This is a genomic window from Oerskovia sp. NPDC060287 (assembly GCF_042726775.1).
In the GTDB taxonomy this organism is placed as follows: Bacteria; Actinomycetota; Actinomycetes; order Actinomycetales; family Cellulomonadaceae; genus Oerskovia; species Oerskovia merdavium.
Genome location: NZ_JBHXBO010000042.1, coordinates 1 through 23,590 on the forward strand (window position 1 = coordinate 1; position 23,590 = coordinate 23,590).

Annotated in this window: 19 protein-coding genes; 15 read left to right on the forward strand and 4 right to left on the reverse strand. The window is 73.2% G+C overall.

Going from position 1 to position 23,590, the window contains the following annotated elements:
- Positions 1-76 precede the first annotated feature (76 nt).
- Positions 77-679 (reverse strand): hypothetical protein, encoded by a 603-nt coding sequence (locus ACFWFR_RS05830; RefSeq protein ID WP_191803497.1) that lies wholly within the window; start codon positions 677-679, stop codon positions 77-79.
- 86 nt (positions 680-765) lie between these two features.
- On the opposite strand from ACFWFR_RS05830, the gene ilvD reads away from it, so the two are divergent.
- Positions 766-2,466: a dihydroxy-acid dehydratase gene (ilvD, locus tag ACFWFR_RS05835; RefSeq protein WP_191803495.1), complete on the forward strand. Its 1,701-nt coding sequence runs from the start codon at positions 766-768 to the stop codon at positions 2,464-2,466.
- A gap of 235 nt (positions 2,467-2,701) precedes the next feature.
- Positions 2,702-3,364, forward strand: a complete 663-nt coding sequence (locus ACFWFR_RS05840; RefSeq protein ID WP_191803493.1) for a VOC family protein — start codon at positions 2,702-2,704, stop codon at positions 3,362-3,364.
- Positions 3,365-3,475: 111 nt separating this feature from the next.
- Here ACFWFR_RS05840 and ACFWFR_RS05845 read toward each other — a convergent pair whose 3' ends face one another.
- Positions 3,476-4,744: a cytochrome P450 gene (locus ACFWFR_RS05845; protein ID WP_191803491.1), complete on the reverse strand. Its 1,269-nt coding sequence runs from the start codon at positions 4,742-4,744 to the stop codon at positions 3,476-3,478.
- A 98-nt stretch (positions 4,745-4,842) separates the two neighbouring features.
- Between ACFWFR_RS05845 and ACFWFR_RS05850 the strand changes: the two genes are divergently transcribed.
- The 5 genes from ACFWFR_RS05850 to ACFWFR_RS05870 are packed head-to-tail and all read left to right on the forward strand — an operon-like array spanning position 4,843 to position 11,060.
- Complete coding sequence (locus tag ACFWFR_RS05850; RefSeq protein WP_377621788.1) at positions 4,843-6,021, forward strand: 3-oxoacyl-ACP synthase III family protein; 1,179 nt, start codon at positions 4,843-4,845, stop codon at positions 6,019-6,021.
- Positions 6,018-6,827, forward strand: coding sequence for a glycosyltransferase (locus ACFWFR_RS05855; RefSeq protein WP_377621790.1), 810 nt, complete (start codon positions 6,018-6,020; stop codon positions 6,825-6,827). Before ACFWFR_RS05850 ends, ACFWFR_RS05855 begins: the two co-directional genes overlap by 4 nt.
- Positions 6,824-8,107 carry a cytochrome P450 gene (locus tag ACFWFR_RS05860; protein ID WP_377621791.1) on the forward strand — a complete coding sequence of 428 codons (1,284 nt, stop codon included), beginning with the start codon at positions 6,824-6,826 and terminating at the stop codon, positions 8,105-8,107. The genes ACFWFR_RS05855 and ACFWFR_RS05860 overlap by 4 nt, the downstream gene beginning before the upstream one ends.
- Complete coding sequence (locus tag ACFWFR_RS05865; RefSeq protein ID WP_377621793.1) at positions 8,104-10,110, forward strand: class I adenylate-forming enzyme family protein; 2,007 nt, start codon at positions 8,104-8,106, stop codon at positions 10,108-10,110. The genes ACFWFR_RS05860 and ACFWFR_RS05865 overlap by 4 nt, the downstream gene beginning before the upstream one ends.
- Positions 10,107-11,060: an NAD-dependent epimerase/dehydratase family protein gene (locus tag ACFWFR_RS05870; protein ID WP_377621795.1), complete on the forward strand. Its 954-nt coding sequence runs from the start codon at positions 10,107-10,109 to the stop codon at positions 11,058-11,060. The genes ACFWFR_RS05865 and ACFWFR_RS05870 overlap by 4 nt, the downstream gene beginning before the upstream one ends.
- Before the next feature lie 194 nt (positions 11,061-11,254).
- On the opposite strand, the gene ACFWFR_RS05875 is transcribed toward ACFWFR_RS05870, so the two are convergent.
- Positions 11,255-11,719 (reverse strand): GatB/YqeY domain-containing protein, encoded by a 465-nt coding sequence (locus ACFWFR_RS05875; protein ID WP_056654456.1) that lies wholly within the window; start codon positions 11,717-11,719, stop codon positions 11,255-11,257.
- Positions 11,720-11,851: 132 nt separating this feature from the next.
- Between ACFWFR_RS05875 and ACFWFR_RS05880 the strand changes: the two genes are divergently transcribed.
- From ACFWFR_RS05880 to ACFWFR_RS05905, 6 genes are all read left to right on the forward strand, one after another.
- Entirely contained in the window at positions 11,852-13,669 is a 1,818-nt protein-coding gene (locus ACFWFR_RS05880; RefSeq protein WP_377621797.1) for an alpha-glucosidase, read from the forward strand.
- A 437-nt stretch (positions 13,670-14,106) separates the two neighbouring features.
- Positions 14,107-16,026, forward strand: coding sequence for an acetolactate synthase large subunit (locus ACFWFR_RS05885; RefSeq protein ID WP_191803482.1), 1,920 nt, complete (start codon positions 14,107-14,109; stop codon positions 16,024-16,026).
- Positions 16,027-16,046: 20 nt separating this feature from the next.
- Positions 16,047-16,571 (forward strand): acetolactate synthase small subunit, encoded by a 525-nt coding sequence (gene ilvN, locus ACFWFR_RS05890; protein ID WP_377617363.1) that lies wholly within the window; start codon positions 16,047-16,049, stop codon positions 16,569-16,571.
- An 88-nt stretch (positions 16,572-16,659) separates the two neighbouring features.
- Entirely contained in the window at positions 16,660-17,688 is a 1,029-nt protein-coding gene (gene ilvC / locus ACFWFR_RS05895) for a ketol-acid reductoisomerase (RefSeq protein WP_377621799.1), read from the forward strand.
- A gap of 417 nt (positions 17,689-18,105) precedes the next feature.
- On the forward strand, positions 18,106-18,654 hold the full coding sequence (locus ACFWFR_RS05900) for an ASCH domain-containing protein (RefSeq protein ID WP_377621801.1): 549 nt from the start codon (positions 18,106-18,108) through the stop codon (positions 18,652-18,654).
- Complete coding sequence (locus tag ACFWFR_RS05905) at positions 18,651-19,496, forward strand: PIG-L deacetylase family protein (protein WP_377621802.1); 846 nt, start codon at positions 18,651-18,653, stop codon at positions 19,494-19,496. Before ACFWFR_RS05900 ends, ACFWFR_RS05905 begins: the two co-directional genes overlap by 4 nt.
- A gap of 131 nt (positions 19,497-19,627) precedes the next feature.
- On the opposite strand, the gene ACFWFR_RS05910 is transcribed toward ACFWFR_RS05905, so the two are convergent.
- Entirely contained in the window at positions 19,628-20,890 is a 1,263-nt protein-coding gene (locus ACFWFR_RS05910; RefSeq protein ID WP_377621804.1) for an ROK family protein, read from the reverse strand.
- Between the two features lie 279 nt (positions 20,891-21,169).
- Between ACFWFR_RS05910 and ACFWFR_RS05915 the strand changes: the two genes are divergently transcribed.
- Complete coding sequence (locus tag ACFWFR_RS05915) at positions 21,170-22,213, forward strand: 3-isopropylmalate dehydrogenase (protein WP_056654478.1); 1,044 nt, start codon at positions 21,170-21,172, stop codon at positions 22,211-22,213.
- Positions 22,214-22,418: 205 nt separating this feature from the next.
- Positions 22,419-23,549, forward strand: a complete 1,131-nt coding sequence (locus ACFWFR_RS05920; protein ID WP_056654480.1) for a branched-chain amino acid aminotransferase — start codon at positions 22,419-22,421, stop codon at positions 23,547-23,549.
- The last annotated feature ends 41 nt before the right edge of the window (positions 23,550-23,590 follow it).

Sequence of the window (23,590 nt, forward strand, 5' to 3'; positions counted from 1 at the left end):
GCCCCGAGCAGGGGGCGGGCCCGTCGTCGCGTGCGGAGCATGGCGTGCGGCGGTGCGCGGTGGGCGGGTGCGTGCGTCAGCACTGCTCCTCGGACTGCTCGGTGATGATCCACCTCGCGCCCTCGGGGACCATGACGGCCGACCCGCAGTCGCCGCCCGCGTACGCGACGGACAGCACGGTCGCGTCGGGGCGCTCCTCGCGGACGGCGATCTCGACCTCCGCGACGTCGCCGACCGCGGCGTAGAGCTCGGCCGTGGTCGTGATCATCGACGAGCAGTCCGTGATGCCGGGCCACCCCTGCGCCGTCATCTCCGCGACCATCCGGTCGACGAGCGTGGGGGTCATGTACCCGCAGGCCGTCTCGACCGCGGGCGCACGGCTCGCGGCGAGCCAGGCGCGAAAGCTCGCCTCGGGGGACTCGTCGGCGGCGTCGGGCTCCGGCGTGGGCTCGGGGGCCATCGGGGTGGTGTCGACAGCGGCCTCGGGGGCCGCCGCGGTGCCCGTGCTCGACGGCGTCGCGGTGGGCGTGGCCCGCGGCTCGGCGGTGCCCGAGCACGCGGCCGTGAGCAGAGCGAGCGCGACGACGGGAGCGAGCACCGCGCCTCGCCGGGCTGACGGGAGCGAGGTGGTCCGGGAAGAGCGGACGGGCCGGAGCGAGGGACGATACGTCGTGGTCATCGCGGCATCCTTCCCGACGAGGTGATGCCCCGGCGAGCCGCCACGCGCGCTGTGGCCGCACTTCACCCGTGAGGAGATACTCGGGTATGGCCAGCGACGACATCGACATCAAGCCCCGTTCCCGGACCGTGACCGACGGCATCGAGGCCACGGCCTCGCGCGGCATGCTCCGCGCCGTCGGGATGGGGGACGACGACTGGGTCAAGCCCCAGATCGGCATCGCGAGCTCGTGGAACGAGATCACGCCGTGCAACCTGTCGCTCGACCGGCTCGCGCAGGGCGCCAAGGAAGGCGTGCACGCGGGCGGGGGCTACCCGCTGCAGTTCGGCACCATCTCGGTGTCCGACGGCATCTCGATGGGGCACGAGGGCATGCACTTCTCGCTCGTGTCCCGCGACGTCATCGCGGACTCGGTCGAGACCGTCATGCAGGCCGAGCGGCTCGACGGGTCCGTGCTGCTCGCGGGCTGCGACAAGTCGCTGCCCGGCATGCTCATGGCCGCCGCGCGCCTCGACCTCGCGAGCGTGTTCCTCTACGCGGGCTCGATCATGCCCGGCTGGGTCAAGCTCGAGGACGGCACGGAGAAGGACGTCACGCTCATCGACGCGTTCGAGGCCGTGGGGGCGTGCTCGCGCGGGCTCATGAGCAAGGGTGACCTGGACCGCATCGAGCGGGCCATCTGCCCGGGCGAGGGCGCGTGCGGCGGCATGTACACCGCGAACACCATGGCGTCGGTCGCCGAGGCCATGGGCATGTCGCTGCCCGGTTCGGCCGCACCGCCCTCGGCGGACCGCCGCCGCGACAACTTCGCGCACCGCTCGGGCGAGGCCGTCGTCGAGCTGCTGCGTCGCGGGATCACGGCGCGAGACATCATGACCAAGGAGGCGTTCGAGAACGCGATCGCCGTGGTCATGGCCTTCGGCGGCTCGACCAACGCGGTCCTGCACCTGCTGGCGATCGCGCACGAGGCCGAGGTCGAGCTGACGCTCGCGGACTTCGACCGCGTGGCCGCCAAGGTGCCCCACCTGGGCGACCTCAAGCCGTTCGGCCGGTACGTCATGAACGACGTCGACCGTATCGGCGGTGTGCCCGTGGTCATGAAGGCCCTGCTCGACGCGGGGCTGATCCACGGCGACGCGCTCACGGTCACGGGCCGGACGGTCGCCGAGAACCTCGCGGAGATCGACCCCCCGGACCCCGACGGCAAGATCCTGCGCGCGCTCGACAACCCGATCCACCACACGGGCGGCATCACCATCCTGGGCGGCTCGCTCGCGCCCGAGGGGGCCGTGGTCAAGTCCGCGGGCTTCGACTCGGACGTGTTCGAGGGCACGGCCCGCGTGTTCGAGCGCGAGCGCGCGGCGCTCGACGCCCTCGAGGACGGGACCATCACGGACGGCGACGTCGTCGTGATCCGCTACGAGGGCCCCAAGGGCGGACCGGGCATGCGCGAGATGCTCGCGATCACGGGAGCCATCAAGGGAGCGGGCCTCGGCAAGACCGTGCTGCTCCTGACGGACGGACGGTTCTCGGGCGGGACGACCGGGCTGTGCGTGGGCCACGTCGCACCCGAGGCGGTCGACGCCGGACCGATCGCGTTCGTGCGCGACGGCGACCGGATCCGGCTCGACGTCGCGCGCAAGACGCTCGACCTGCTGGTCGAGGACGCCGAGATCGAGGCCCGCAAGGAGGGCTGGGCGCCGCTCGCCCCGAAGTTCACGCGCGGGGTCCTGGCCAAGTACGCCAAGCTCGTCCAGTCGGCCTCGCGCGGGGCGATCCTCGAGTAGGGGGCCTGGACGCGGTCGCGGACGGAGCCGTCGAGAGCGCCTGGACGCGACCCGCCCACGTGCTCGGCACGCTGGCCGCGCGTGCTGGCGACGGACCTCCGCCTGCGGGATAGTTGGACGAGGAACGCTCCGTCGCAGCACCTCCCCGGTCCGACCGGCCAGGGCCCGCGACCCCGGCTCGCCACGACGTTCCGCAGGGTCCCCGTCCACCCGACACCGCACCGGAGCAGCAGCCATGAGCGACGAGATCACCGCCCGACAGTTCCACGACAGCGACGGGGTGGAGGACTGGCGCGTGCTGCTCGGCACCGCGCAGACCAGGTTCAGGACGGGCTCGTTCACCGCGGGCGTCGAGCTGGTCGACGCGATCGGCGAGCTGGCCGAAGGCATGAACCACCATCCCGACGTCGACCTGCGCTACGCGACCGTGACCGTCCGGACGTCGTCCCACGACGTCGGCGGCCTGAGCAAGCGCGACCTGACGCTCGCCCGCCGCATCTCGTTGGCCGCCAAGGAGCTCGACCTCCCGGCCGAGACCGACGGCCTCCTCGAGGTCGAGATCGCGATCGACGCGCTGGACCGGCCCGCGGTACGCCCGTTCTGGCGGGCCGTCCTGGGCTACGTCGACGGGCCCGAGGAGGACGAGGGGCTGGGCCTGGGGGACCGCGCCGGCTACGGGCCCCCGGTCTGGTTCCAGCAGATGGACGCCCCGCGGCCCCAGCGCAACCGCATCCACCTCGACGTCACGGTCCCGCACGACCAGGTCGAGGCGCGCGTGACCGCAGCCATCGCCGCAGGAGGGCACCTGGTGTCGGACGACCGGGCGCCGGCGTTCTGGGTCCTCGCGGACGTCGAGGGCAACGAGGCGTGCCTGTGCACGTGGCGCGGGCGCGACTGAGCGGCCGTCCGGCGTGACGGTCGCGGCCCGACGGTCGTCGGGTCCGGCGTGCGTCAGGGCGCGCGCGACCTCGCGGCGCGGCCCGTTCGGGAGCGCCGCGGCGCGGAGAGGTCACGCGCGGGCCACGACCAGCGTCCGGTAGGACGGGATCAGGACCCCACGCTGAGCGCTGCGCGAGACGACCCGCAGGCTCTGCCCGTCCCCCCACAGCGTGCGCAGCAGCGCGCCGATCTCCGCACGCGCCAGGGCCGCGCCCAGGCACAGGTGCCGCCCGGCCCCGAACCACAGCTGGCGGCTCTCGCGCACGTAGGGGCGGTCGGCACGGAACCGGCCGGCGCCGATGTTCGCGCTCCACACGAGCATCATGATGCGCTCGCCCTCGGCGAGCCGGCGGCCCGCCACCTCGACGTCGGCCGCGACGCCCCGACCGATGACCGAGGCGGGGCTCGTGACCCGCAGCCCCTCGCGCACGGCGTTCTCGACCGCGTCGGGCTCGCCGGGACCGCGGACCTCACCCGCGGCCTCGCGCTCTGCGTCGACGCGCATTAGGTCCAGGAGCCGGTGCTGCTCGCCCGTGTCGACGAGCAGAGCGGTGGTCCGGGCCATCGCGGAGGCCGAGGTCTCCGTCCCCGCGACCATCAGCAGGCACGCGAGCCCCGTGGTCTCCTCGAGTCCGAGCCCCAGCTCGCGGCACCGGCCGAGGAGCGTGTCGCCGGGGGCGTCGCGCCACCCGGCGGGAACCCCGCGCGTGAGCTCGGCCACGATCTCGCGCGCCGCGGCGACCTGCCCGGGGGACAGGTGCGTCGAGCCCGCGCTGCCCAGGGCGATCGTCGCGAGGCGTTCGCCGGTCTCGAAGACCGTGAGCGCGTCGTCGTCGGTGGGCCAGGTCCCCGCGCCCGGAGCGCGGTCCGCCGGGGCCGGAACGCCCAGGAGCGAGATCATCATGCGGCCCACGAGCACGCGGGCAAGGCGCGCGACGTCGACCGTCGCCCCCTCGCGCAGCGCGGTCCGGGCGTCGGCGAGCGGACCCGACCACGCCCCGGCGACGAGCTCGGCCGAGCTGCCCTCGGTGAACAGCTCGCGCGAGCGTGAACGGAGGTCGTGGTGCCCCGCGCCGTCGAACAGGTCGAGCACCCAGTCGCCGAGGATCTGCGCCCACAGGTGCCCGACCCCGCCCTCGCCCACGATCGTGAACGAGCGGTGGTCGCCCAGGACCGTGCGGGCGACGACCGGGTCGGCCGTCACCCAGCCGAGCCCGGGCACCTTGCGCAGGGGCGGACCGGGCAGCCGACGCGCGGCATGGCCGCCGAGCAGCACGGCGGCCATGCCGGGGCGTGCACGGCGCAGGAGGTCCACCTCGTGGCGGGTCGTGGGAAGCATGCCCGACAGTCTGGCCCATCCGGGCGGCACGCGGGATGGGGAGTTCTCACCCGTGGAAAACCCCCGACCGCGGCCGTTCCGTGGCTACGCTGTCGCGAGTGCCGATCCTCGCTGACCTCTCCGTGCGCCCCTCGGGCGCCCGCCACCCCGTCGTCTCGGCTCCCGTCCCGCCCGCTCCTGTCGCGGTTCTCGCAGGGGTGAGCGTCCACCTGCCCGAGCGCACGGTGCAGGTGGCCGACGCCGAGCGGGCGCTCGCCCGCTCGAGCCGACCGGGGGCGGTGCCTCGTCTGCCGATGGTCTCGCGCCTGACCGGTGTGCAGCAGGTCCACGTCCTGCCCGACGACTGGAACGCCTCGGACCTCGCGGTCGCCGCCTCGCTCACGCTGCTCGCGGCCCAGGGCCTGGACGTGGCGGACGTCGACCTGCTGATCTTCGCCTCGGCGAGCCAGGACATGGTCGAGCCTGCCACGAGCCACATCGTCGCCGCCAAGCTGGGCGTCCGGGCCCCGGTCATGGACGTCAAGAACGCGTGCAACTCGGTCCTCAACGCGCTCGAGGTCGCGGAGGCCCTCGTCGCGACGGGACGGTACGCGACGGTCCTGGTCGCGTGCGGCGAGGCGCCCTCGCGCGCGGTCCGGTGGGACGTCCCGGACCGGGCGACGTACCTGCTGTCCGCGCCGGGCTACACGATGTCCGACGCCGGTGCGGCCGTCCTGGTCCAGCGCGCACCGGGGCACGGCGAGGGGTCGGGGCCCACCGACGGGTGTCCGGCCGAGGCTGCGGACCGGCTGGGGCCCGCGCACGGGACCTGCGCGTGCTCGGACAGGCCGCGCGGCATCCTCGCGAGCGCGTTCGGCGCCGAGTCGAGCCACTGGGACGTCGGCATGCTCCCCGGTGGCGGCACGGCGTTCCCGCGCGACCTCGACCGCACGTACTTCGAGATCGACGGGTCGCGCCTGCGTGACGCCTTCCTCGCGCTGGGTCCCGGCGTGATCCTCGACGCGCTGGTGCGTGCGGGCCTCACGTGGGACGACGTGGCCCTCGTGGCCGTGCACCAGGTCGCGGTCGCCTACCTGGCCGACGTCCACGAGGCCCTCGGGCTGCCCGAGGACCGCACGATCGTCACGGTCGCCGAGCACGGCAACGTCGCCTCCGCGACGCTGCCGCTCCAGCTCGTGACCGCGCTCGAGAGCGGCCGCGTGGGCCCGGGCGACGTGGTGCTCCTGGTCGGTCTCGCCGGCGGGATCAGCATCGGCGCCATGGCGGTGCGGCTGTGAGCGCACCCGCGCCCGCAGCGGGCGAGGCGCGCCACGAGGCGCGCCCGGTCCGGCTCGCGGTCGTCGTCCCGGCCCTGGACGAGGCGCACGAGCACGGGATCCTCACGACCCTGCGTGCACTGCGGGCCCAGGAGGACCGGGACTTCGACCTGGTCGTGGTGGACAACGGCTCGACCGACGGCACCCCGGACCTCGTCCAGGCGACCATCGCCGACTGGGCCGAGCCGCGCTGGCGCCTCGTGACCGAGGAGCAGAAGGGCACGGGCGCCGCGGCGGACACGGGCATGCGAGCCGCGATCGCCGGGGGCGCGACGCACCTCGCGCGTACCGACGCGGACTGCGTGCCCCCGCCGGACTGGACGGTCCGCGTGAAGGCGGCGTTCGCCGTCGGGCACGACCTGGTTGCCGGACGCATCGTGGCGCGCACCGACGACCTGCCGGTCTCCCGCGTGCGTCAGGCCGTCCTGTCGGGGGCCGTGAGCCTCGCGAGCACGTTCGGGAAGTTCCGTCCGGGCAACCAGGACCCGTCCTACCTCGGCCCGTACGTCATGGCGCCCGGGTGCAACATGGCGATCACCGCGGACCTCTACGAGCGCGCGGGCGGCTTTCCCCGCACCGCGATCGAGGACCTCCACGAGGACCGTGCCCTGGTCAACGAGGTGCGCCGCCTCACGTCGTCCTACGGGGCGCACCCCGAGGTCGTGGTGCGGGCCTCGACGCGCCGAGCGCACGCCTGGGGGCTCGTGCGGACCCTGGGCTGGTACGCCGACCACCGTTACAAGCCCGAGGTCGTGGACATCCGATGACGACGTCGTCGACGGTGAGGAGGGGCGGCCCAGCCACGGTGGAGGACGCCGCGGCCCGCGCCGCCCACCGCTGGGAGGAGCGCGTCCAGCGCGGGGCGCACCCGCTCGTCTACCCGGCGTTCCGGGCGCTCGCCCGGCGCGGACCGGTCGTGCGCGTCCCGGGGCTCGGGATCGTCGTCAACGACGCCGCGACCGCCCGCGAGGTGCTGCTCGACACCGAGCACTTCTCCAAGGTCGGCCCGGGGGCACCCTCGGACCTGTGGACCCCCGTGCTGGGCCCGTCGGTCCTGCTCAACATGGAGGGCGAGGACCACGCGACGCTGCGCCGGGCCCTCGCGGGGCTCTTCACGCCGCGCTCGGTCGCGCAGCTCACGGCGACCGAGGCCGGGGCCTCGCTGGGGACGCTCGCGCCGCGACTGCTCGCGGGCGAGACCGTGGACCTCGTGGGCGAGGTCGGGGCGCTCGCGGGCACCGTGATCTGCCGCATGACCGGGCTGCCGCCCACGGACGCCGCGGTGCGCGACGCGATGGTCGCTGCGCAGTCCGTCGTCGGGATGGTGCGCCTGCACCGCCGCAGCCTCACCCCGACCCAGGTCCGTCACGCCCGGGAGGTCCTGGACCGCCTGAGCGAGCCGGCCCGCACGGCGTACCGCGACGGCGACCCGTCGACGGTCCCCGGGCGCATGCGCGGTCTGGGCCTGAGCGAGCGCGAGGCGCTGGGTGCGGTCGGGGCGTTCGTCATGACGGGCACCGAGACCATCCAGTCGTTCACGCCGCGCCTGGTCGCGCTCGCGACCGACACGGGCTGGACGGACCGCCTGCTGCGGGCCGAGCCGGGCGACCCGCTGCGCGGGCGGGTCGTCGAGGAGGCGCTGCGCGTCACGGTCCCGACGCCCGCGATGCTGCGATCGGTCCGCTCGGCGCACCACGTGGGCCCCGTGCCGGTGCGCGCGGGGGAGCGGGTCGTGATCGCGACCGTGACGTGCTGCCGGGCGGGCGGCCCGTTCGCACCTGACCGTGACGCGGACCCGGTCCTGCGCAACCTCTGGTTCGGCGCGGGCCCGCACTTCTGCCTGGGCATGCCGCTCGCCATGGCCCAGGTGGGCGCGGTCCTGGACGCGCTGCGCCCCGTCGCGGCGGCGGGGCGCACGCTCGCGGTCACGGGCCGCGAGGTCGCACGGGGAGTTCTCATCCCGTCCTACCGGCGCCTCGAGATCGAGGCGCGCCCGGTGGGCGGCGAGCAGTCGGCAGCACAGGGAGCAGGGGGAGCGACAGCATGAACGGCCCGACGACGGAGCACCTGATCGAGACCATCGGTGCGCACGCTCGGGGCTCGCTCGGCGACGCGGTGGCGCTGCGGTGGTGGTCGAGACCCATCCTCCGGGTGCGCGCGGACCGCGTCCCGCACGACCACGTGCGCGAGGAGCTGACCTACCGGGAGCTGATGCGCCGGGTCGAGGCCACGGCCGACGCCCTGCACCGCGAAGGGCTGCGCGCGGGGGACCGCGTGCTGTTCTCGGTCCGTCCCCGGCCCGAGGGGATCGTCCTGGCGCTCGCGGTCGTGCGGCTCGGGGGCGTCATCGTGTTCGTCGACCCCGGCTCGACCCCCGAGCTCTTCGGGGCGCGCGTGACCGCGGCCGACCCCCGCTGGGCCATGACCGAGGCGCTGCTCTACGCGGTCTCGCGCGGACCGCTGCGGCACGTCGCCAGGTCGCGCGGCCTCCTGCTGCCCGACTACGCGAGCCTGCCCCTGCGCCACGTCCGCTCGGGCAGCTGGCTGCCCGGGGTCCCGGGCCGCTCGCTGTCCGCGCGCTCGCTCGCGACGGGGCGCCATGGTGGCGGGCACCGCCGGTTCGTCGCCGGGGCGCCGCCCGTCACGGACCTGCCGCTCGACGCCGAGGCGCTCGTGGTCTTCACGTCCGGCACAACCTCCGACCCCAAGGCCGTGGTCCACTCGGTGGGTTCGCTGGGTTCCGGTTGCGCGCTGCTGGCCGGTGCGTTCGCCCTCGAGCCGGGCGGGGTCGTGCACACCGACCAGATGTTGCTCGGGATCCCGGCCCTCCTCGCGGGCGGCACATGGTCCATCCCACCGGGCCCCCCGGGGCAGGACGTCGTGACGTTCGCCCGGCACGTGGCCGGCGAGGCCGGGACGTACCTCGTGCCCGCCGACCTCACGCTCCTGCTCGACGCGGTCGAGTCGGGACGAGCCCCTGCGCGCGGCCCGCAGGTCGCGCTCGTCGGCGGCGCCCCGGTGACGCGCCCCCTGCTCGACCGTGCACGCCGCCTCCTGCCGGGCACACGCTGGATCGGGGTGTACGGCACGACCGAGATCCTTCCGATCGCGGTCGTCGAGGCCGACGACAAGCTCGCGCACGCGGGCGACGGCGACCTGGTCGGGCACCCGTTGCCGGGGATTGAGGCGGTCGTCGACACGAGCGCCGTGGAACCCGACGAGGGGCTCGGGCAGGGCTCGACCACCGGGACGGGCTCGACCGCCGCGCCGGACGCCCCCGCGACGGCACCCCACCCTCTCGTGGGCGAGCTGGTCCTGCGCGGCCCCTCGCTCATGAAGGGCTACCTGTCGCACCTCGACGGCGGGCAGCCGCCCGTGACCGAGCACCGCACGGGCGACCTCGCCTACCTCGACGAGCAGGGACGGATCGTGCTCGTCGGGCGCACGCGCGACATGATCATCCGCGGCACCGTGAACATCTATCCCGGCCTGTTCGAGCCGCGCCTGGCCGCGCTGCCCGGGGTCGGCGAGGCCTCGCTCGTGGGAGTCCTCCAGGACGACGGCGACGAGAAGGTCGTGCTCGTCGTGACGTCGCGCCACGCGAGCGGCCCATGGACAGGGGACCACCCAGACACAGTGGACCGCCCAGGCGGCGGCCAGGGCGACGTGGTCGAGCACCACGGTGCCAGTGACAGTGACGACGCAGCAGGCCGCGACGCCCGGGGAGCGCACGGTTCCCGGACGTCCCCGGCAGCCCCGGCACCGGTGGTCCCCGCGACGGGAGCAGCCCTCGCACCCGCGGTGAGCGCCGCCGTCGGGCAGGGGAGGGCGCCCGTCCTGACGAGCGACCACCCGCTCGTCCGCAGCGTGCGCTCGGCGCTGCCGGACGTGCTCGATCACGGCGCGCTGCCCGACCTCGTGCTGCACGCCGACCACCTGCCCCTCGCAGGTCGCAGCCGCAAGCCCGACCGCGCGGCCCTGTCCCGTGCGGCCGCGCACCACCTCGCAGGCGCGGAGCCCAGGGCGAGCGCGGGCACGGGCACCACGTGAGCCTGCGCATCGGGGTCACGGGCGCCTCGGGGTTCGTCGGGGGAGCGGTCGCCCGACGCGCCGTGGCCGACGGGCACCGCGTGTGGACCTTCTCGCGACGCGCCGCACGCGTCGACGGCGCCGAGCACCGGACGTGGGACCTCGCCGCCGGGTCGCTCAGCGAGCCGCCCGCCCTCGACGTGGTCGTGCACGCGGGGGCCGCGGTCTCCGACTGGGCAACCTCCGACGTCGCCTGGGCGACCAACGTCGAGGGCACGCGTGCCGTGCGCGAGACGTTCCCCGCAGCCCGGTGCGTGCACGTGTCCTCGGGCAGCGTCTACGACCCGTACACCCCCACGGTCCGCGGGAAGGAGCGCGAGGCTCCCGTCGACCGCTACCTCAACGCGTACGGGCGCACCAAGGCGGCAGCCGAGCGCGTGCTCGTCGCCGACGCCCGGACCCCTGGTCGGGGCCCGGTCGTGATCCTGCGCCCGCACGCCGTCTACGGCCCCGGCGACACCACGCTGCTGCCGCGGATCGAGGCGGCGGTCCGCGGGCGACGGCTGGTCCTGGTCGGGGACGGGACCGCGGCCCAGTCGCTCACGCACGTCGACAACCTGGTCGACGCGGTGCTCGCGGCCTCGACGATCGACCTGCCGGGCGGTGAGGCGCTCGTCGTCAACGTCGCCGACGCCGAGCCCGTGGTCCTGGGCGAGGTCCTGGTCGAGCTCCTGCACCGCAGGGGGCACGACGGCGTCACGCTCACCGGCATCCCGGCCCGCCCCGGGTGGGTGCTCGCCGCGTGCGCCGAGGCCCTCTCGCGCTGGACGCGGCGGACCGAGCCGCCGCGGCTCACGCGGTACGCGGTCAGCCATCTCGCGGTCGAGCGGACCTACGACCTGACGGTGCTGCGCGAGGTCCTGGGGGTCGAGCCGCGGGCCACGTCGCTCGTGGGGGCCGAGGCGTGGTGAGGCACCGGGAGCCACGGGACGGGTCCTGACGTGCAGGACGGGCGGCAGCACACGCCGCGTCACGGCCCACGCACGAGAAGGACCCTGGTCCGCGAGGTGGACCCGTCTGGGGTCCTGCCTCGCGCGCCAGGGTCTCCCTCGGTGCGAACGCGGTGGCCGGTGGGCCGGTGGGCCAGCGAGGTCCGGCAGGGCCGTCAGAGCGCGGCGAGCGCCTGACGCACGGCCTGCGAGAGCGCCTTGCCGTCGACGCGGCCGATGCCGCTCGCGGCGGCCGTCGCGGTCTTCATGACGTTGCCCATGTCCTTCATGGACGAGGCGCCGGTCGAGGCGATCGCGTCGGCCACGAGCGCGTCGAGCTGGGCGGGCGTGAGGCTCGCGGGCAGGTACTTCTCGATGAAGTCGGCCTCCGCGGTCTCGTTCTCGGCGCGCTCGGGCGCGTCGGCGTCGAGGTAGATCTGCGCGCTCTCACGACGCTTCTTGACCTCGGCGGCCAGGACGGTCTGGACCTCGGCGTCGCTGAGCTCGTGCGCCGCGGAGCCGGACTTCTCCGCGGTGCGGACGGCGCCGATGACCTGGCGGAGGGTGTTCTTGGCGAAGTCGTCGCGGGCCTTCATGGCGGTGGTGAGGTCGGCGGTCAGCCGCTCGATCGTGGTGGTCATGGGTCAATGGTGCCTGGTGCGGGGCCTCAGGTCCTACGCCATTGCGGTTCTCGCCCACCGTCCGGGGCGGGAAGTGTCCGCTCGGCGCGTCCCTGCGCGCACCCGACCAGGAGCGGTGAGAGGCTCGACGACGTGAGCGCATCGACCGAACCGACCACCACCCCTTCTGCCCGCCCCGTCGGCGGCTGGTCCGCCGGGGAGCCGCCCTGGTGGACGAGCGCGGTGGTCTACCAGGTCTACCCGCGGTCCTTCCAGGACTCGGACGGCGACGGGATCGGCGACCTGCCCGGGATCGAGCGGCGGCTCGACCACCTCGTGGCCCTGGGCGTCGACGTCGTGTGGCTCTCGCCCGTGTACCGCTCGCCCCAGGACGACAACGGCTACGACATCAGCGACTACCAGGACATCGACCCGATGTTCGGGACGCTCGAGGACTTCGACCGGCTGCTGGCCGCGGCGCACGACCGGGGCCTGCGGGTCGTCATGGACCTGGTGGTGAACCACTCCTCGGACGAGCACGCCTGGTTCCGCGAGTCGCGCTCCAGCCGTACCGACGCGCGGCGTGACTGGTACTGGTGGCGTCCGGCGCGCGAGGGCATGGAGCCCGGCACGCCCGGGGCCGAGCCCAACAACTGGCGCTCGTTCTTCGGCGGCCCCGCATGGGAGTACGACGAGGCGACGGGCGAGTACTACCTGCACCTGTTCTCGCGCAAGCAGCCGGACCTCAACTGGGAGAACCCGGACGTCCGCCGCGCGGTCTACGACATGATGACGTGGTGGCTCGACCGAGGCGTCGACGGGTTCCGCATGGACGTCATCAACCTCATCTCGAAGGTCCCGGGGCTGCCCGACGGCGAGGTCCACTACGGCGCGTACGGAGACGGGAGCCCGTTCTACACGAGCGGCCCGCGCGTGCACGAGTTCCTCCAGGAGATGCACCGCGAGGTCTTCGCCGGGCGGCCCGAGAAGCTCCTGACGGTGGGCGAGACCCCGGGGGTCACGATCGAGGACGGCGTGCTCTTCACGGATCCCGAGCGTCACGAGGTCGACATGGTGTTCCAGTTCGAGCACGTGGGCATCGACCACGGCTCGAGCAAGTGGGACGTCAAGCCTCTGCGCCTGACGGACCTCAAGGCGACGTTCGGGCGCTGGCAGGTGGGGCTCGCCGAGCGCGGCTGGAACTCGCTCTACTGGAACAACCACGACCAGCCCCGCATCGTGTCGCGGTTCGGGGACGACGGCGAGCACCGCGTCGCCTCGGCCAAGGCGCTCGCGCTGCTGCTGCACCTGCACCGGGGGACCCCGTACGTCTACCAGGGCGAGGAGCTCGGGATGACGAACGCGGGCTTCACGTCGATCGACCAGTACCAGGACATCGAGTCCCTGGGGCACTTCCACGAGCTGGTCGACGCGGGCGTCGCGACCGAGGAGCAGATGCTCGTCGCGCTGCGCGCCATGAGCCGCGACAACGCCCGTACCCCCGTGCAGTGGGACGCGTCGGAGCACGCGGGCTTCACGACGGGCACGCCGTGGCTCGCGGTCAACCCGAACCACGTCACGATCAACGCGGAGGCCGAGCGTGCCGACGACGGCTCGGTCTTCCACTTCTACCGCCGCCTGGTCGCGCTGCGCCACGACGTCCCGGTCGTCGCGCTGGGTGACTTCCACATGCTGCTTCCGGAGCACGAGGCCGTGTACGCGTTCACGCGCACGCTCGACCTGCCCGCGCCCGGCGAGGGGCCCGACGGCGCACCGTCCGCCGCGAGCACGGCGTCGCGCGACGAGCTGCTCGTCCTGGTCAACGTCGGCGGCACCGAGCAGGAGGTCCCCCCGGAGGTCCTGGCCGGCTGGGAGGGCGCCGAGGTGCTGATCGGGACGCACGACGACGCGAGCGCAGGCCGAGCCGGCGCGCTGCGCCCCTGGGAAGGCGTGGTCCTGAGGAGGTCGTGAGCTCGTCCCGGGCCACCGGGAGGCGACCCGTCGAACCCGGGCCGGCCACCGCCGTCGGGCCGGACGTCCCATTCCCTGAGACGTCCGGCTCGACGCATGACATCCCCGAGGCAAGGGCGTAGTGTGCACAACGTGCAGACGATCCTTCTCGTAGTACTTCCTGAGCGCGCCGGCTGAGGCCAAGCAACCAGGTCTCGTCAGCGCGCTCACCCCTCGAAGAGCCCTCACCGGGTACGAGGGGTTTTTTCATGTCACGACCACGACTGTCACGGCCCTCCCTCCGGGCACACCCCGCCCCGGAAGCGGCCACCGTCGCACCACACCGCGACCGCACAGCACGGAGAGCAGCACCAGCACCAAGAGCAGTACCAGCACCACCACGGTGAGCTCGATCCAGCCGGTGGCAGCCAGCCGCCACCGAGAAACAGGAGATACCGATGGTCCAGGGTCCCCACCCGGCACCGCCGACGCAGAGCGCCCCCGCGCCCGCCGGTGAGGCCGCGGCGCCGAAGCCAGCCCCGTCCCCCGCGAGCGTCGCAGCCCGCCCCGAGAGCCGAGCCCGCTCCGCGGCGCCGGGCGAACGTGCGGTGAGCTCCGTCGTCGGGCCCGAGGAGGTCACGGGCGCGCAGTCGATCGTCCGCTCGCTCGAGGAAGCCGGCGTGGACGTCGTCTTCGGCATCCCCGGCGGCGCGATCCTGCCCACGTACGACCCGCTCATGGACTCCAAGAAGCTCCGCCACATCCTCGTGCGCCACGAGCAGGGTGGCGGCCACGCGGCCTCGGGCTACGCCCACGCGACCGGTCGAGTCGGCGTGACCATGGCGACGTCCGGCCCCGGCGCGACGAACCTCGTCACGCCCATCGCCGACGCCAACATGGACTCGATCCCGCTCGTCGCGATCACGGGCCAGGTCGGCGCGTCCCTGATCGGGACCGACGCCTTCCAGGAAGCGGACATCGTCGGCATCACCCTGCCGATCACCAAGCACAACTTCCTCGTGACCGACCCGGACGAGATCCCGCGCGTCATCGCCGAGGCCTTCCACATCGCCCAGACCGGGCGTCCCGGGCCCGTCCTCGTCGACATCGCCAAGTCGGCCATGCAGGCCCGCACCACGTTCTCGTGGCCCCAGGAGCTCCAGCTGCCCGGGTACCACCCCGTGACCAAGCCGCACTCCAAGCAGATCCGCGAGGCCGCCCGCCTGCTCGCGACGGCCAGGCGCCCCGTGCTGTACGTGGGCGGTGGCGCGATCCGTGCCAACGCCTCGGCCGAGCTGCGCCGGCTCGTGGACCTGTCGGGCGCGCCCGTGGTGACCACGCTCATGGCCCGCGGCGCGCTGCCCGACTCGCACCCGCAGAACCTCGGCATGCCCGGCATGCACGGCACGGTCCCCGCGGTCGCGGCGCTCCAGAAGGCCGACCTCATCGTCGCCCTGGGCGCACGCTTCGACGACCGGGTGACGGGCGTGCTGTCGAGCTTCGCCCCGCACGCCACGATCGTCCACGCGGACATCGACCCCGCGGAGATCGGCAAGAACCGTGAGGTCGACGTCCCGATCGTGGGCGACCTGCGCGAGGTGCTCTCGGACCTCGTGCCCGAGCTCGAGCGCGAGCACGGCGCCAAGGGCAAGCCGGACCTCGGCGCCTGGTGGCACCAGATCGACGACTGGCGCGAGACCTACCCGCTGGGCTACTCCGAGCCCGAGGACGGCCACCTCGCCCCGCAGCACGTCATCCAGCGCCTGGGTGAGATCTCCGGCCCCGACTCGATCTACGTCGCGGGCGTCGGCCAGCACCAGATGTGGGCCGCCCAGTTCATCCGCTACGAGCACCCCAAGACGTGGCTCAACTCGGGCGGGCTCGGCACCATGGGCTACTCGATCCCCGCCGCGATGGGCGCCAAGGTCGGCCAGCCCGACAAGACCGTCTGGGCGATCGACGGCGACGGCTGCTTCCAGATGACCAACCAGGAGCTCGCGACCTGCACGATCAACGAGATCCCCATCAAGGTCGCGCTGATCAACAACTCCTCGCTCGGCATGGTCCGCCAGTGGCAGACCCTGTTCTACGAGTCCCGCTACTCCAACACCGACCTCCACACGGGGCGCGGGACGCAGCGCGTTCCCGACTTCGTGAAGCTCGCCGACGCCTACGGCTGCGAGGGCATCCGGGTCGAGTCCAAGAGCGAGGTCGACGCCGCCATCAAGCGCGCCATGGAGATCGACGACCGTCCCGTCGTCGTCGACTTCAACGTCTCGCGCGACGCGATGGTGTGGCCCATGGTCGCCTCGGGCGTCAGCAACGACAACATCCAGTACGCACGCGGCATCTCGCCCGCGTGGGACCGCGAAGACTGAGTCCGGGGAGAGCCGCAACCATGTCCCGTCACACCCTCTCCGTGCTCGTGGAGAACAAGCCCGGCGTGCTCACGCGCGTCGCGGGCCTGTTCGCCCGGCGCGCGTTCAACATCCACTCGCTCGCCGTGGGCCCCACGGAGCACGAGGAGATCTCGCGCATCACCGTGGTCGTCGACGTCGACCAGAACCCGCTCGAGCAGGTCACCAAGCAGCTCAACAAGCTCGTCAACGTGATCAAGATCGTCGAGCTCGACCAGGCCTCGTCGGTCCAGCGCGAGCTGCTGCTCGTCAAGGTCCGCGCCGACGGCGCCAACCGCACGGGCGTCCTCGAGGTCGTCGAGCTGTTCCGCGCCAAGGTCGTCGACGTCGTCCCCGACGCCGTGACGATCGAGGCCACCGGCACGCCCGAGAAGCTCGCGGCCCTCCTCGGTGCGCTCGAGCCCTACGGCGTCCGTGAGATCGTCAAGTCCGGCACCGTGGCCGTCGGCCGTGGCGCCCGCTCCATCACCGACCGGGCGCTCGACCGCGCCCACCGGTCCGCCTGACCCGTCCTCCCGGTGGACACCCCCACACTGCCCACCGCCGTCGAACTATCGTGTTCGGCATCACCTCAAGAACCCAAGGAGTAACACCGTGGCAGAGCTCTTCTACGACGACGACGCCGACCTCACGATCATCCAGCAGAAGAAGGTCGCGGTCGTCGGATACGGCAGCCAGGGGCACGCGCACGCGCTGAACCTCCGCGACTCGGGCGTCCAGGTCGTCATCGCACTCAAGGAAGGCTCCAAGTCGATCGCCAAGGCGACCGACGAGGGCTTCGAGGTCAAGACGGTCGCCGAGGCCGCCCAGTGGGCCGACCTCATCATGATCCTCGCGCCGGACCAGCACCAGCGCTCGATCTACAACGACGAGATCAAGCCGAACCTGGCCGCCGGCAAGACGCTCGCGTTCGCGCACGGCTTCAACATCCGCTTCGGCTACATCGAGGCGCCCGAGGGCGTCGACGTCATCCTCGTCGCCCCCAAGGCGCCGGGCCACACGGTGCGTCGCGAGTTCGTCGCGGGCCGCGGCATCCCCGACATCATCGCCGTCGAGAAGGACGCGTCGGGCCACGCGTGGGACATCGCGCTCTCGTACGCGAAGGCGATCGGCGGCACGCGTGCCGGCGTCATCAAGACGACGTTCACCGAGGAGACCGAGACCGACCTGTTCGGTGAGCAGGCCGTCCTGTGCGGTGGCGTGTCGCAGCTCGTCCAGTACGGCTTCGAGACCCTCACCGAGGCCGGCTACCAGCCGGAGATCGCCTACTTCGAGGTCCTGCACGAGCTCAAGCTCATCGTCGACCTCATGTGGGAGGGCGGCATCGCCAAGCAGCGCTGGTCCGTCTCCGACACGGCCGAGTACGGCGACTACGTCTCGGGCCCCCGTGTGATCGACCCGCGGGTCAAGGAGAACATGAAGGCCGTCCTCGGGGACATCCAGAACGGCGCGTTCGCGAAGCGCTTCATCGACGACCAGGACGCGGGCGCACCCGAGTTCAAGGAGCTCCGCGCCAAGGGCGAGGCGCACCCGATCGAGGCCACGGGCCGCGAGCTGCGCGGGATGTTCGCGTGGGCGAAGTCGGGCGACGACGACTACACCGAGGGTTCGGTCGGTCGCTGACCTCTGCTCCGCTCCACGCGGGGTGAGTGGCTCACCTTCGAGGCGGGCGGCACCTACCGCGCGATCTTCCCTCCGGCCTGGCGGCCTCCCGCCAGACCCGACCACGATCGCGCGGCAGGCGCCGCCCGCCTCTGTGCTGTCGGGTCGCCCGTGCGCGTGCGGGTGCCCGACGGCGGTGCCTCCTCGGGAACGCGGGTCGCGGCTGCGTCCATGGCCGTGCGGGGGCGGCGGGGCTCGGTCGAGGGTGACGGGTAGGTCCGCCAGGACGACAGGTGCTCGCGCCGGGGGCCGCGCCAGTTCGCCGAGGGGGACGTGCTCCTCCGACGAGACGGTCGACCGGGTGGAATCTGAGCGACATCCACCGGTGAAAGTGCGACAAGACGGGCAGTCCGGCGTTCCGTGGTCCACCATGGACGCATGAGCGACGACATCGACCGCAGGGCAGACGGCACGAGCGCCGGTTCGAGCGAGGACCCGCGAGCCGCTGAGCTCCTGGAGTTCTGGGAGACCGCGCGCGTGCGTGCGGGGGAGGGCAAGGTCGGAGTGGTGACCGGGTTCGGTGTCTCCGCGACCGTCCCGCCCCCGGCCTGGTCGTTCGGCGACAACCCCGAGCTCGCCGACGGGCTGCTCCACGCGGTGCTCTCGGGCGAGAAGACCGCGACGTCGTCCTCGCACTGGGAGTACGACGACGAGACCCCGGTGCCAGCAGTCGGCGAGCTGTCCATCATCCTGGACGGCGACGGCCACCCGCGTGCGCTGATCCGCACCACGTCCGTCGAGATCGTGCCCTTCGACCAGGTCGACGCCGACTTCGCGGCGGCCGAGGGCGAGGACGACCGGACGCTCGAGGCATGGCGTGCCGGGCACCGCGACTACTTCACGAGGGTCCTGGTCGGTCACGAGTTCCGCGACGACATGCCCGTGGTCTGCGAGCGCTTCGAGCTGCGGTTCCCGCGTCCGCGATGACTCCACCGGAGCTGCGACCGGCCCCCGGCATGTTCGCCGACCGGCTGCGTGTCCTGGTCGTCGCGGCGCACCCCGACGAACCCGACGAGTACGCAGGAGGCATCGCCGCACGGCTCGCCCTGGCCGGTCACGGCGTGAAGTTCCTGTCGCTGACGAACGGCGACGCCGGGCACTGGTCGACGCCCCGCAAGGCTCTCGCGCGCCGGCGCGCAGCCGAGGCGTTCGCCGCGGCGCGCGAGCTCGGCGTGCAGGAGTACGAGATGCTCGACGAGCACGACGGTGAGCTCGTGCCGAGCATCGCGCTCCGTCGTGAGGTGGTCGCCAGGATCCGCCGCTGGCAGGCGGACCTGGTCGTCACGTTCCACGACGAGTGCCCCGGCCATCTCGACAACCGCGCGGCCGGGCGTCTCGTGCGCGAGGCGGTCTCCGTCGTCGGGCTGGCGAACGTCGTGCCCCGCGTCCCTGCCCTGGCGACCCCGCCCGTGTGCCTGCTCATGCCCGACCACGACGCGCTCGCCCACCACCGGCACGACGTGGTGGTCGACGTGAGCAGCACGATCGAGGCCAAGCTGCGGGCCTGCCTGGCCCACGCCTCGCAGTTCCTGGAGTTCGCGCCCTGGCAGCGCGGGCTGCTCGACCAGGTCCCGCCCGCGAGCGACCCCGCGGGGCAGCGGGCGTTCGTGCTCGAGCACTGGGCGCCGTACCTGTACACCCAGCCCGAGATGCGCGCGGCGGTCGCCGCGGCGGGCCTCGACCCCGTCGGGGAGTACGCCGAGTCGTTCCAGCTCGCCGACTACGGGCGGGCAACGACGGCGGCCGAGGTGCGAGCCCTGCTGGGGTGAGCCGAGAGGGCGGCGAGCGGACGACGCGTGGTGCGCTCCGCCGTCGGGCAGGAGGGCCGCGACCGCCTGAGGGTGGGTGGTGGTCGCCGTCCCAGGCCGCGACCACCACCCGTCGGGGCAGGTGAGAGGAGCTACCCCGAGTGCGAGGGCGCGCGGGCGCCGGTCGTCGTGCTGGGGCGGGCCGCCGGGAAGGAGACGGGCGGAGCGCCGTGGTCCGCGAGGTGCAGCGAGACCCGGTCGAGCAGCAGGGAGCGGACGTCGGCCGCGACGACGGCCTCGGCCCCGCGCAGCACGGGGGCGACCGGCACCAGGGTCGGCGCGATGGGCGCCACGCCCTGCTCGGTGTCGATGAGGTGGCTGCGGGTCGCGTCCGCGAGCCGCTGCCCGCCCGCGATGCACGTGGGGCCGCCGAGCACCAGCAGGTGCGGCTCGACGACCGCGACGACCGGCTGCACCACGGCCGCGACACGACGCCCGAAGTCCTCGACGAGCGCCACGACCGCGGGGCTGTCGGGGTCGGCGGCCATGGCTGCGAGGATCTCGTCGTACGTCTCGCCCGGGACGCCGTGGCGGCCGGCGAGCTCTTCGAAGCGGCGCCCGCCCACGAGGTCCTGCAGGTTCATCGAGTGGTCGTCGTACTCGCGGACCGTCACGGGGACCGGCAGGTAGCCGAGCTCGCCCGCGGCCCCGGTCGCGCCGTGGTGGAGCGACCCGTCGATCAGCGTGCCGAGGCCGATGCCTCCGCCGAGCCAGAGCAGCGCGAAGCTCTTCTCGGTGCGACGGCCCGCGTCGCGCTCGGCGATCGTGGCGAGGTTGACGTCGTTCTCGATCCGGACGGGGACGCCGAGCTCCTGCTCGAGGAGCGTGCGGACGGCGAGCAGGGGCCACCCCGGCAGGTCACCCACGAGCCAGAGGTCCCCGCTGACCGGGTCGGCCGCGGCCTGGACCCCGGCGACGATCGTCCCGACGCGCTCGACGGGCACGCCCGCGTCCGCGCAGGCAGCGTCCCACGCGGCGCGGACGTCGCGGATCGCCGTGCGCTCCGCGGACGTGGGGACGTCGGCCGTGCCGAGGACGTTCCCGCGGGCGTCGACCACGCTCGCCTGCACCCCGGTGGGGAGGACGTCGAGAGCCAGACCGACGACGACGTCGGTGCGTGCGGCATACATGACGGCCTGCGGGCCGCGCGCGCCCTGGACCGCTCCCGTCGCCTCGATCAGCCCGGCGGTCTCGAGGCGAGCGACGATCTGGGAGGATGTAGGGCGGGAGACGCCGGTGAGGTCGCCGATCTGGGACCGCGTCATGGGGCCGGTGTCGAGCAGGAGCTCGAGCGCCGCGCGGTCGTTGATCGTGCGGAGCAGTCCCGGTGTTCCTGGGATGTGCGTGCGGGACACGTCGTTGCGGCCTCTCTGCCAGCGTCTTAGGAAAGTTTCCTAAGAGTTCCCTACTCTGACGATTTGTGCAAGTCGGGACGCGGCGCAGCCCTCAGGGGCCCGGATCGACCGCTTGTACACCATCGCCGAGGCGCGCTGCGCTCGTTGGCAGCGATGAGAGCGCATCCCGGCGCGCCGCATCGCGGAGGGCCGCGGAAACCCGCGGATCGCGCCGTCGGGAGCGTTCGAGGGGTGAGATGGGCGTCCCGAGGACTGGCGCCCGGGCGTAGCGTTCGTCGCATGACGCGCAACATCGAACTGGCAGTGGTGGCCGGAGACGGCATCGGCATCGAGGTCGTCGAGCAGGGCCTCGCGGTCCTCGAGGCGGCTCTCACGGGCTCCGACGTCAAGGTCTCCACGACCCCCTTCGACCTGGGTGCGCGCCGCTGGCACGCGACCGGCGAGACCCTCACCGACGAGGACCTCGCGGCCATCCGCACCCACGACGCGATCCTCCTGGGCGCGATCGGCGACCCCACGGTCCCGTCGGGCGTCCTCGAGCGCGGCCTGCTGCTCAAGCTGCGCTTCGCGCTGGACCACTACGTCAACCTCCGCCCGGGCAAGCTGTACCCCGGCGTGAAGTCCCCGCTGGCAGACCCGGGCGAGATCGACTTCGTCGTCGTCCGCGAGGGCACCGAGGGGCCGTACGTCGGCAACGGCGGCGCGCTGCGCGTCGGCACGCCGCACGAGATCGCGACCGAGGTCTCCGTGAACACCGCGTTCGGCGTCGAGCGTGTCGTGCGCGACGCGTTCGCCCGCGCCCAGGCGCGCCCCCGCAAGCACCTGACGCTCGTGCACAAGCACAACGTCCTGGTCCACGCCGGCCACCTGTGGCGCCGCACGGTCGAGGCCGTCAACGCCGAGTTCCCGGACGTCACCACGGACTACCTGCACGTGGACGCCGCCACGATCTTCCTCACGACGAACCCGTCGCGATTCGACGTCATCGTCACCGACAACCTGTTCGGCGACATCCTGACGGACCAGGCCGCCGCGATCACGGGCGGCATCGGCCTCGCAGCCTCGGCCAACATCAACCCGGACCGCACGGCCCCCTCCATGTTCGAGCCGGTGCACGGCTCGGCCCCCGACATCGCGGGCCAGGGCAAGGCGGACCCCACCGCCACGGTCCTGTCCGTCGCGATGCTGCTCGACCACCTCGGCCTGACCGAGCAGTCGCAGCGCGTCGAGGCCGCGGTCGCCGCGGACCTCGCCGAGCGGGGGAGCCGAGTACGGTCGACGGCCGAGGTGGGGCGCGAGCTCGCCGCCCGCGTCGCCGGCTGATCGGTCCCCGATTCGCCGTCGCGCCGCCGTTCGTCCCCCCGCGCGGGGGTCGGACGGCGGCGCGCACCCTCTGCCGTCCTCACCGCTCCCACGTCCTCTTCGAAGACCCGGGAGTTCTCGCCCGCCCTGCGGGCGCCACGAGGCGCTCCGTCATGGAAAACTAGGCGAGGAACCCACCCGGGTCGCCAGGTGAAAGGCCCATGACATGACTTCCCCCCTCACAGCGCAGCCCGCTTCCTCGGCCGAGGACCTCGTCGCGCTCTTCGACATCCGTCCCTCGGACACCCCCACCTCTCCCGAGGCGAGGGCCGCAGCGATCGCCGCCCCCAAGTTCGGCACCGTGTTCTCGGACCACATGGCCCGGATCAGCTGGAACGCGACCGACGGCTGGATCGACCGCCGCATCGAGAAGTACGGTCCGCTCCAGCTCGACCCGGCCACCGCGGTCCTGCACTACGCCCAGGAGATCTTCGAGGGTCTCAAGGCGTACCGCCATCAGGACGGGTCCGTGTGGACCTTCCGTCCTGAGGCCAACGCAGCCCGCTTCGCCCGCTCGGCCCACCGTCTCGCGCTCCCCGCGCTCTCGGTGGACGACTTCATCGGCTCGATCACGGCGCTCGTGCGCACCGACATCGAGTGGGTCCCGGACGGCGAGGAGGCGAGCCTCTACCTGCGTCCGTTCATGTACGCCTCGGAGTCGTTCCTGGGTGTGCGCGCCTCGCTCGAGGCCGAGTACCTCGTGATCGCCTCGCCCGTGGGCCCGTACTTCTCGGGGGGCGTCAAGCCCGTCTCGATCTGGGTCGACCGCGAGTACAGCCGCGCCGGCGCGGGAGGCACGGGAGACGCCAAGTGCGGCGGCAACTACGCCTCGAGTCTCCTGCCGCAGACGCTCGCGCAGGAGAAGGGCTTCGAGCAGGTCTGCTTCCTCGACTCGTCGACGAACACCTTCCTCGAGGAGCTCGGCGGCATGAACGTGTTCGTCGTCAAGGCGGACGGCTCGGTCGAGACCCCCGAGCTCACGGGCTCGATCCTCGAGGGCGTGACGCGCTCGTCGATCATCCAGCTCCTCACGGACCGCGGGCACGACGTGAACGAGCGTCGCATCCCGCTCGAGGAGCTCCTGGCCGACATCCGCTCGGGCGCCGTGACCGAGGTCTTCGCGTGCGGGACCGCGGCGGTCGTCACGCCGATCGGTCGTCTGGGCGGGTCGAACTTCGACCACACGATCGCCGACGGCGGCGCGGGTGAGCTCACGCTCGCGATCCGCGGCGAGCTCACCGACATCCAGAACGGCCGTGCGGCCGACCGGCACGGCTGGATGACGCGCCTGGCCTGACGGACCGCCGCTGACCTGCCACCGGGTGCGGAGCAGCCGGG

Coding starts and splice junctions, on each gene's coding strand:
- ACFWFR_RS05900 (WP_377621801.1), top strand. CDS start 18,106: ATGAGCGACGACATCGACCGCAGGGCAGACGGCACGAGCGCCGGTTCG.
- ACFWFR_RS05830 (WP_191803497.1), bottom strand. CDS start 679: ATGACCACGACGTATCGTCCCTCGCTCCGGCCCGTCCGCTCTTCCCGG.
- ACFWFR_RS05915 (WP_056654478.1), top strand. CDS start 21,170: ATGACGCGCAACATCGAACTGGCAGTGGTGGCCGGAGACGGCATCGGC.
- ilvD (WP_191803495.1), top strand. CDS start 766: ATGGCCAGCGACGACATCGACATCAAGCCCCGTTCCCGGACCGTGACC.
- ACFWFR_RS05885 (WP_191803482.1), top strand. CDS start 14,107: ATGGTCCAGGGTCCCCACCCGGCACCGCCGACGCAGAGCGCCCCCGCG.
- ACFWFR_RS05845 (WP_191803491.1), bottom strand. CDS start 4,744: ATGCTTCCCACGACCCGCCACGAGGTGGACCTCCTGCGCCGTGCACGC.
- ACFWFR_RS05905 (WP_377621802.1), top strand. CDS start 18,651: ATGACTCCACCGGAGCTGCGACCGGCCCCCGGCATGTTCGCCGACCGG.
- ilvN (WP_377617363.1), top strand. CDS start 16,047: ATGTCCCGTCACACCCTCTCCGTGCTCGTGGAGAACAAGCCCGGCGTG.
- ACFWFR_RS05920 (WP_056654480.1), top strand. CDS start 22,419: ATGACTTCCCCCCTCACAGCGCAGCCCGCTTCCTCGGCCGAGGACCTC.
- ACFWFR_RS05840 (WP_191803493.1), top strand. CDS start 2,702: ATGAGCGACGAGATCACCGCCCGACAGTTCCACGACAGCGACGGGGTG.
- ACFWFR_RS05860 (WP_377621791.1), top strand. CDS start 6,824: ATGACGACGTCGTCGACGGTGAGGAGGGGCGGCCCAGCCACGGTGGAG.
- ACFWFR_RS05865 (WP_377621793.1), top strand. CDS start 8,104: ATGAACGGCCCGACGACGGAGCACCTGATCGAGACCATCGGTGCGCAC.
- ACFWFR_RS05875 (WP_056654456.1), bottom strand. CDS start 11,719: ATGACCACCACGATCGAGCGGCTGACCGCCGACCTCACCACCGCCATG.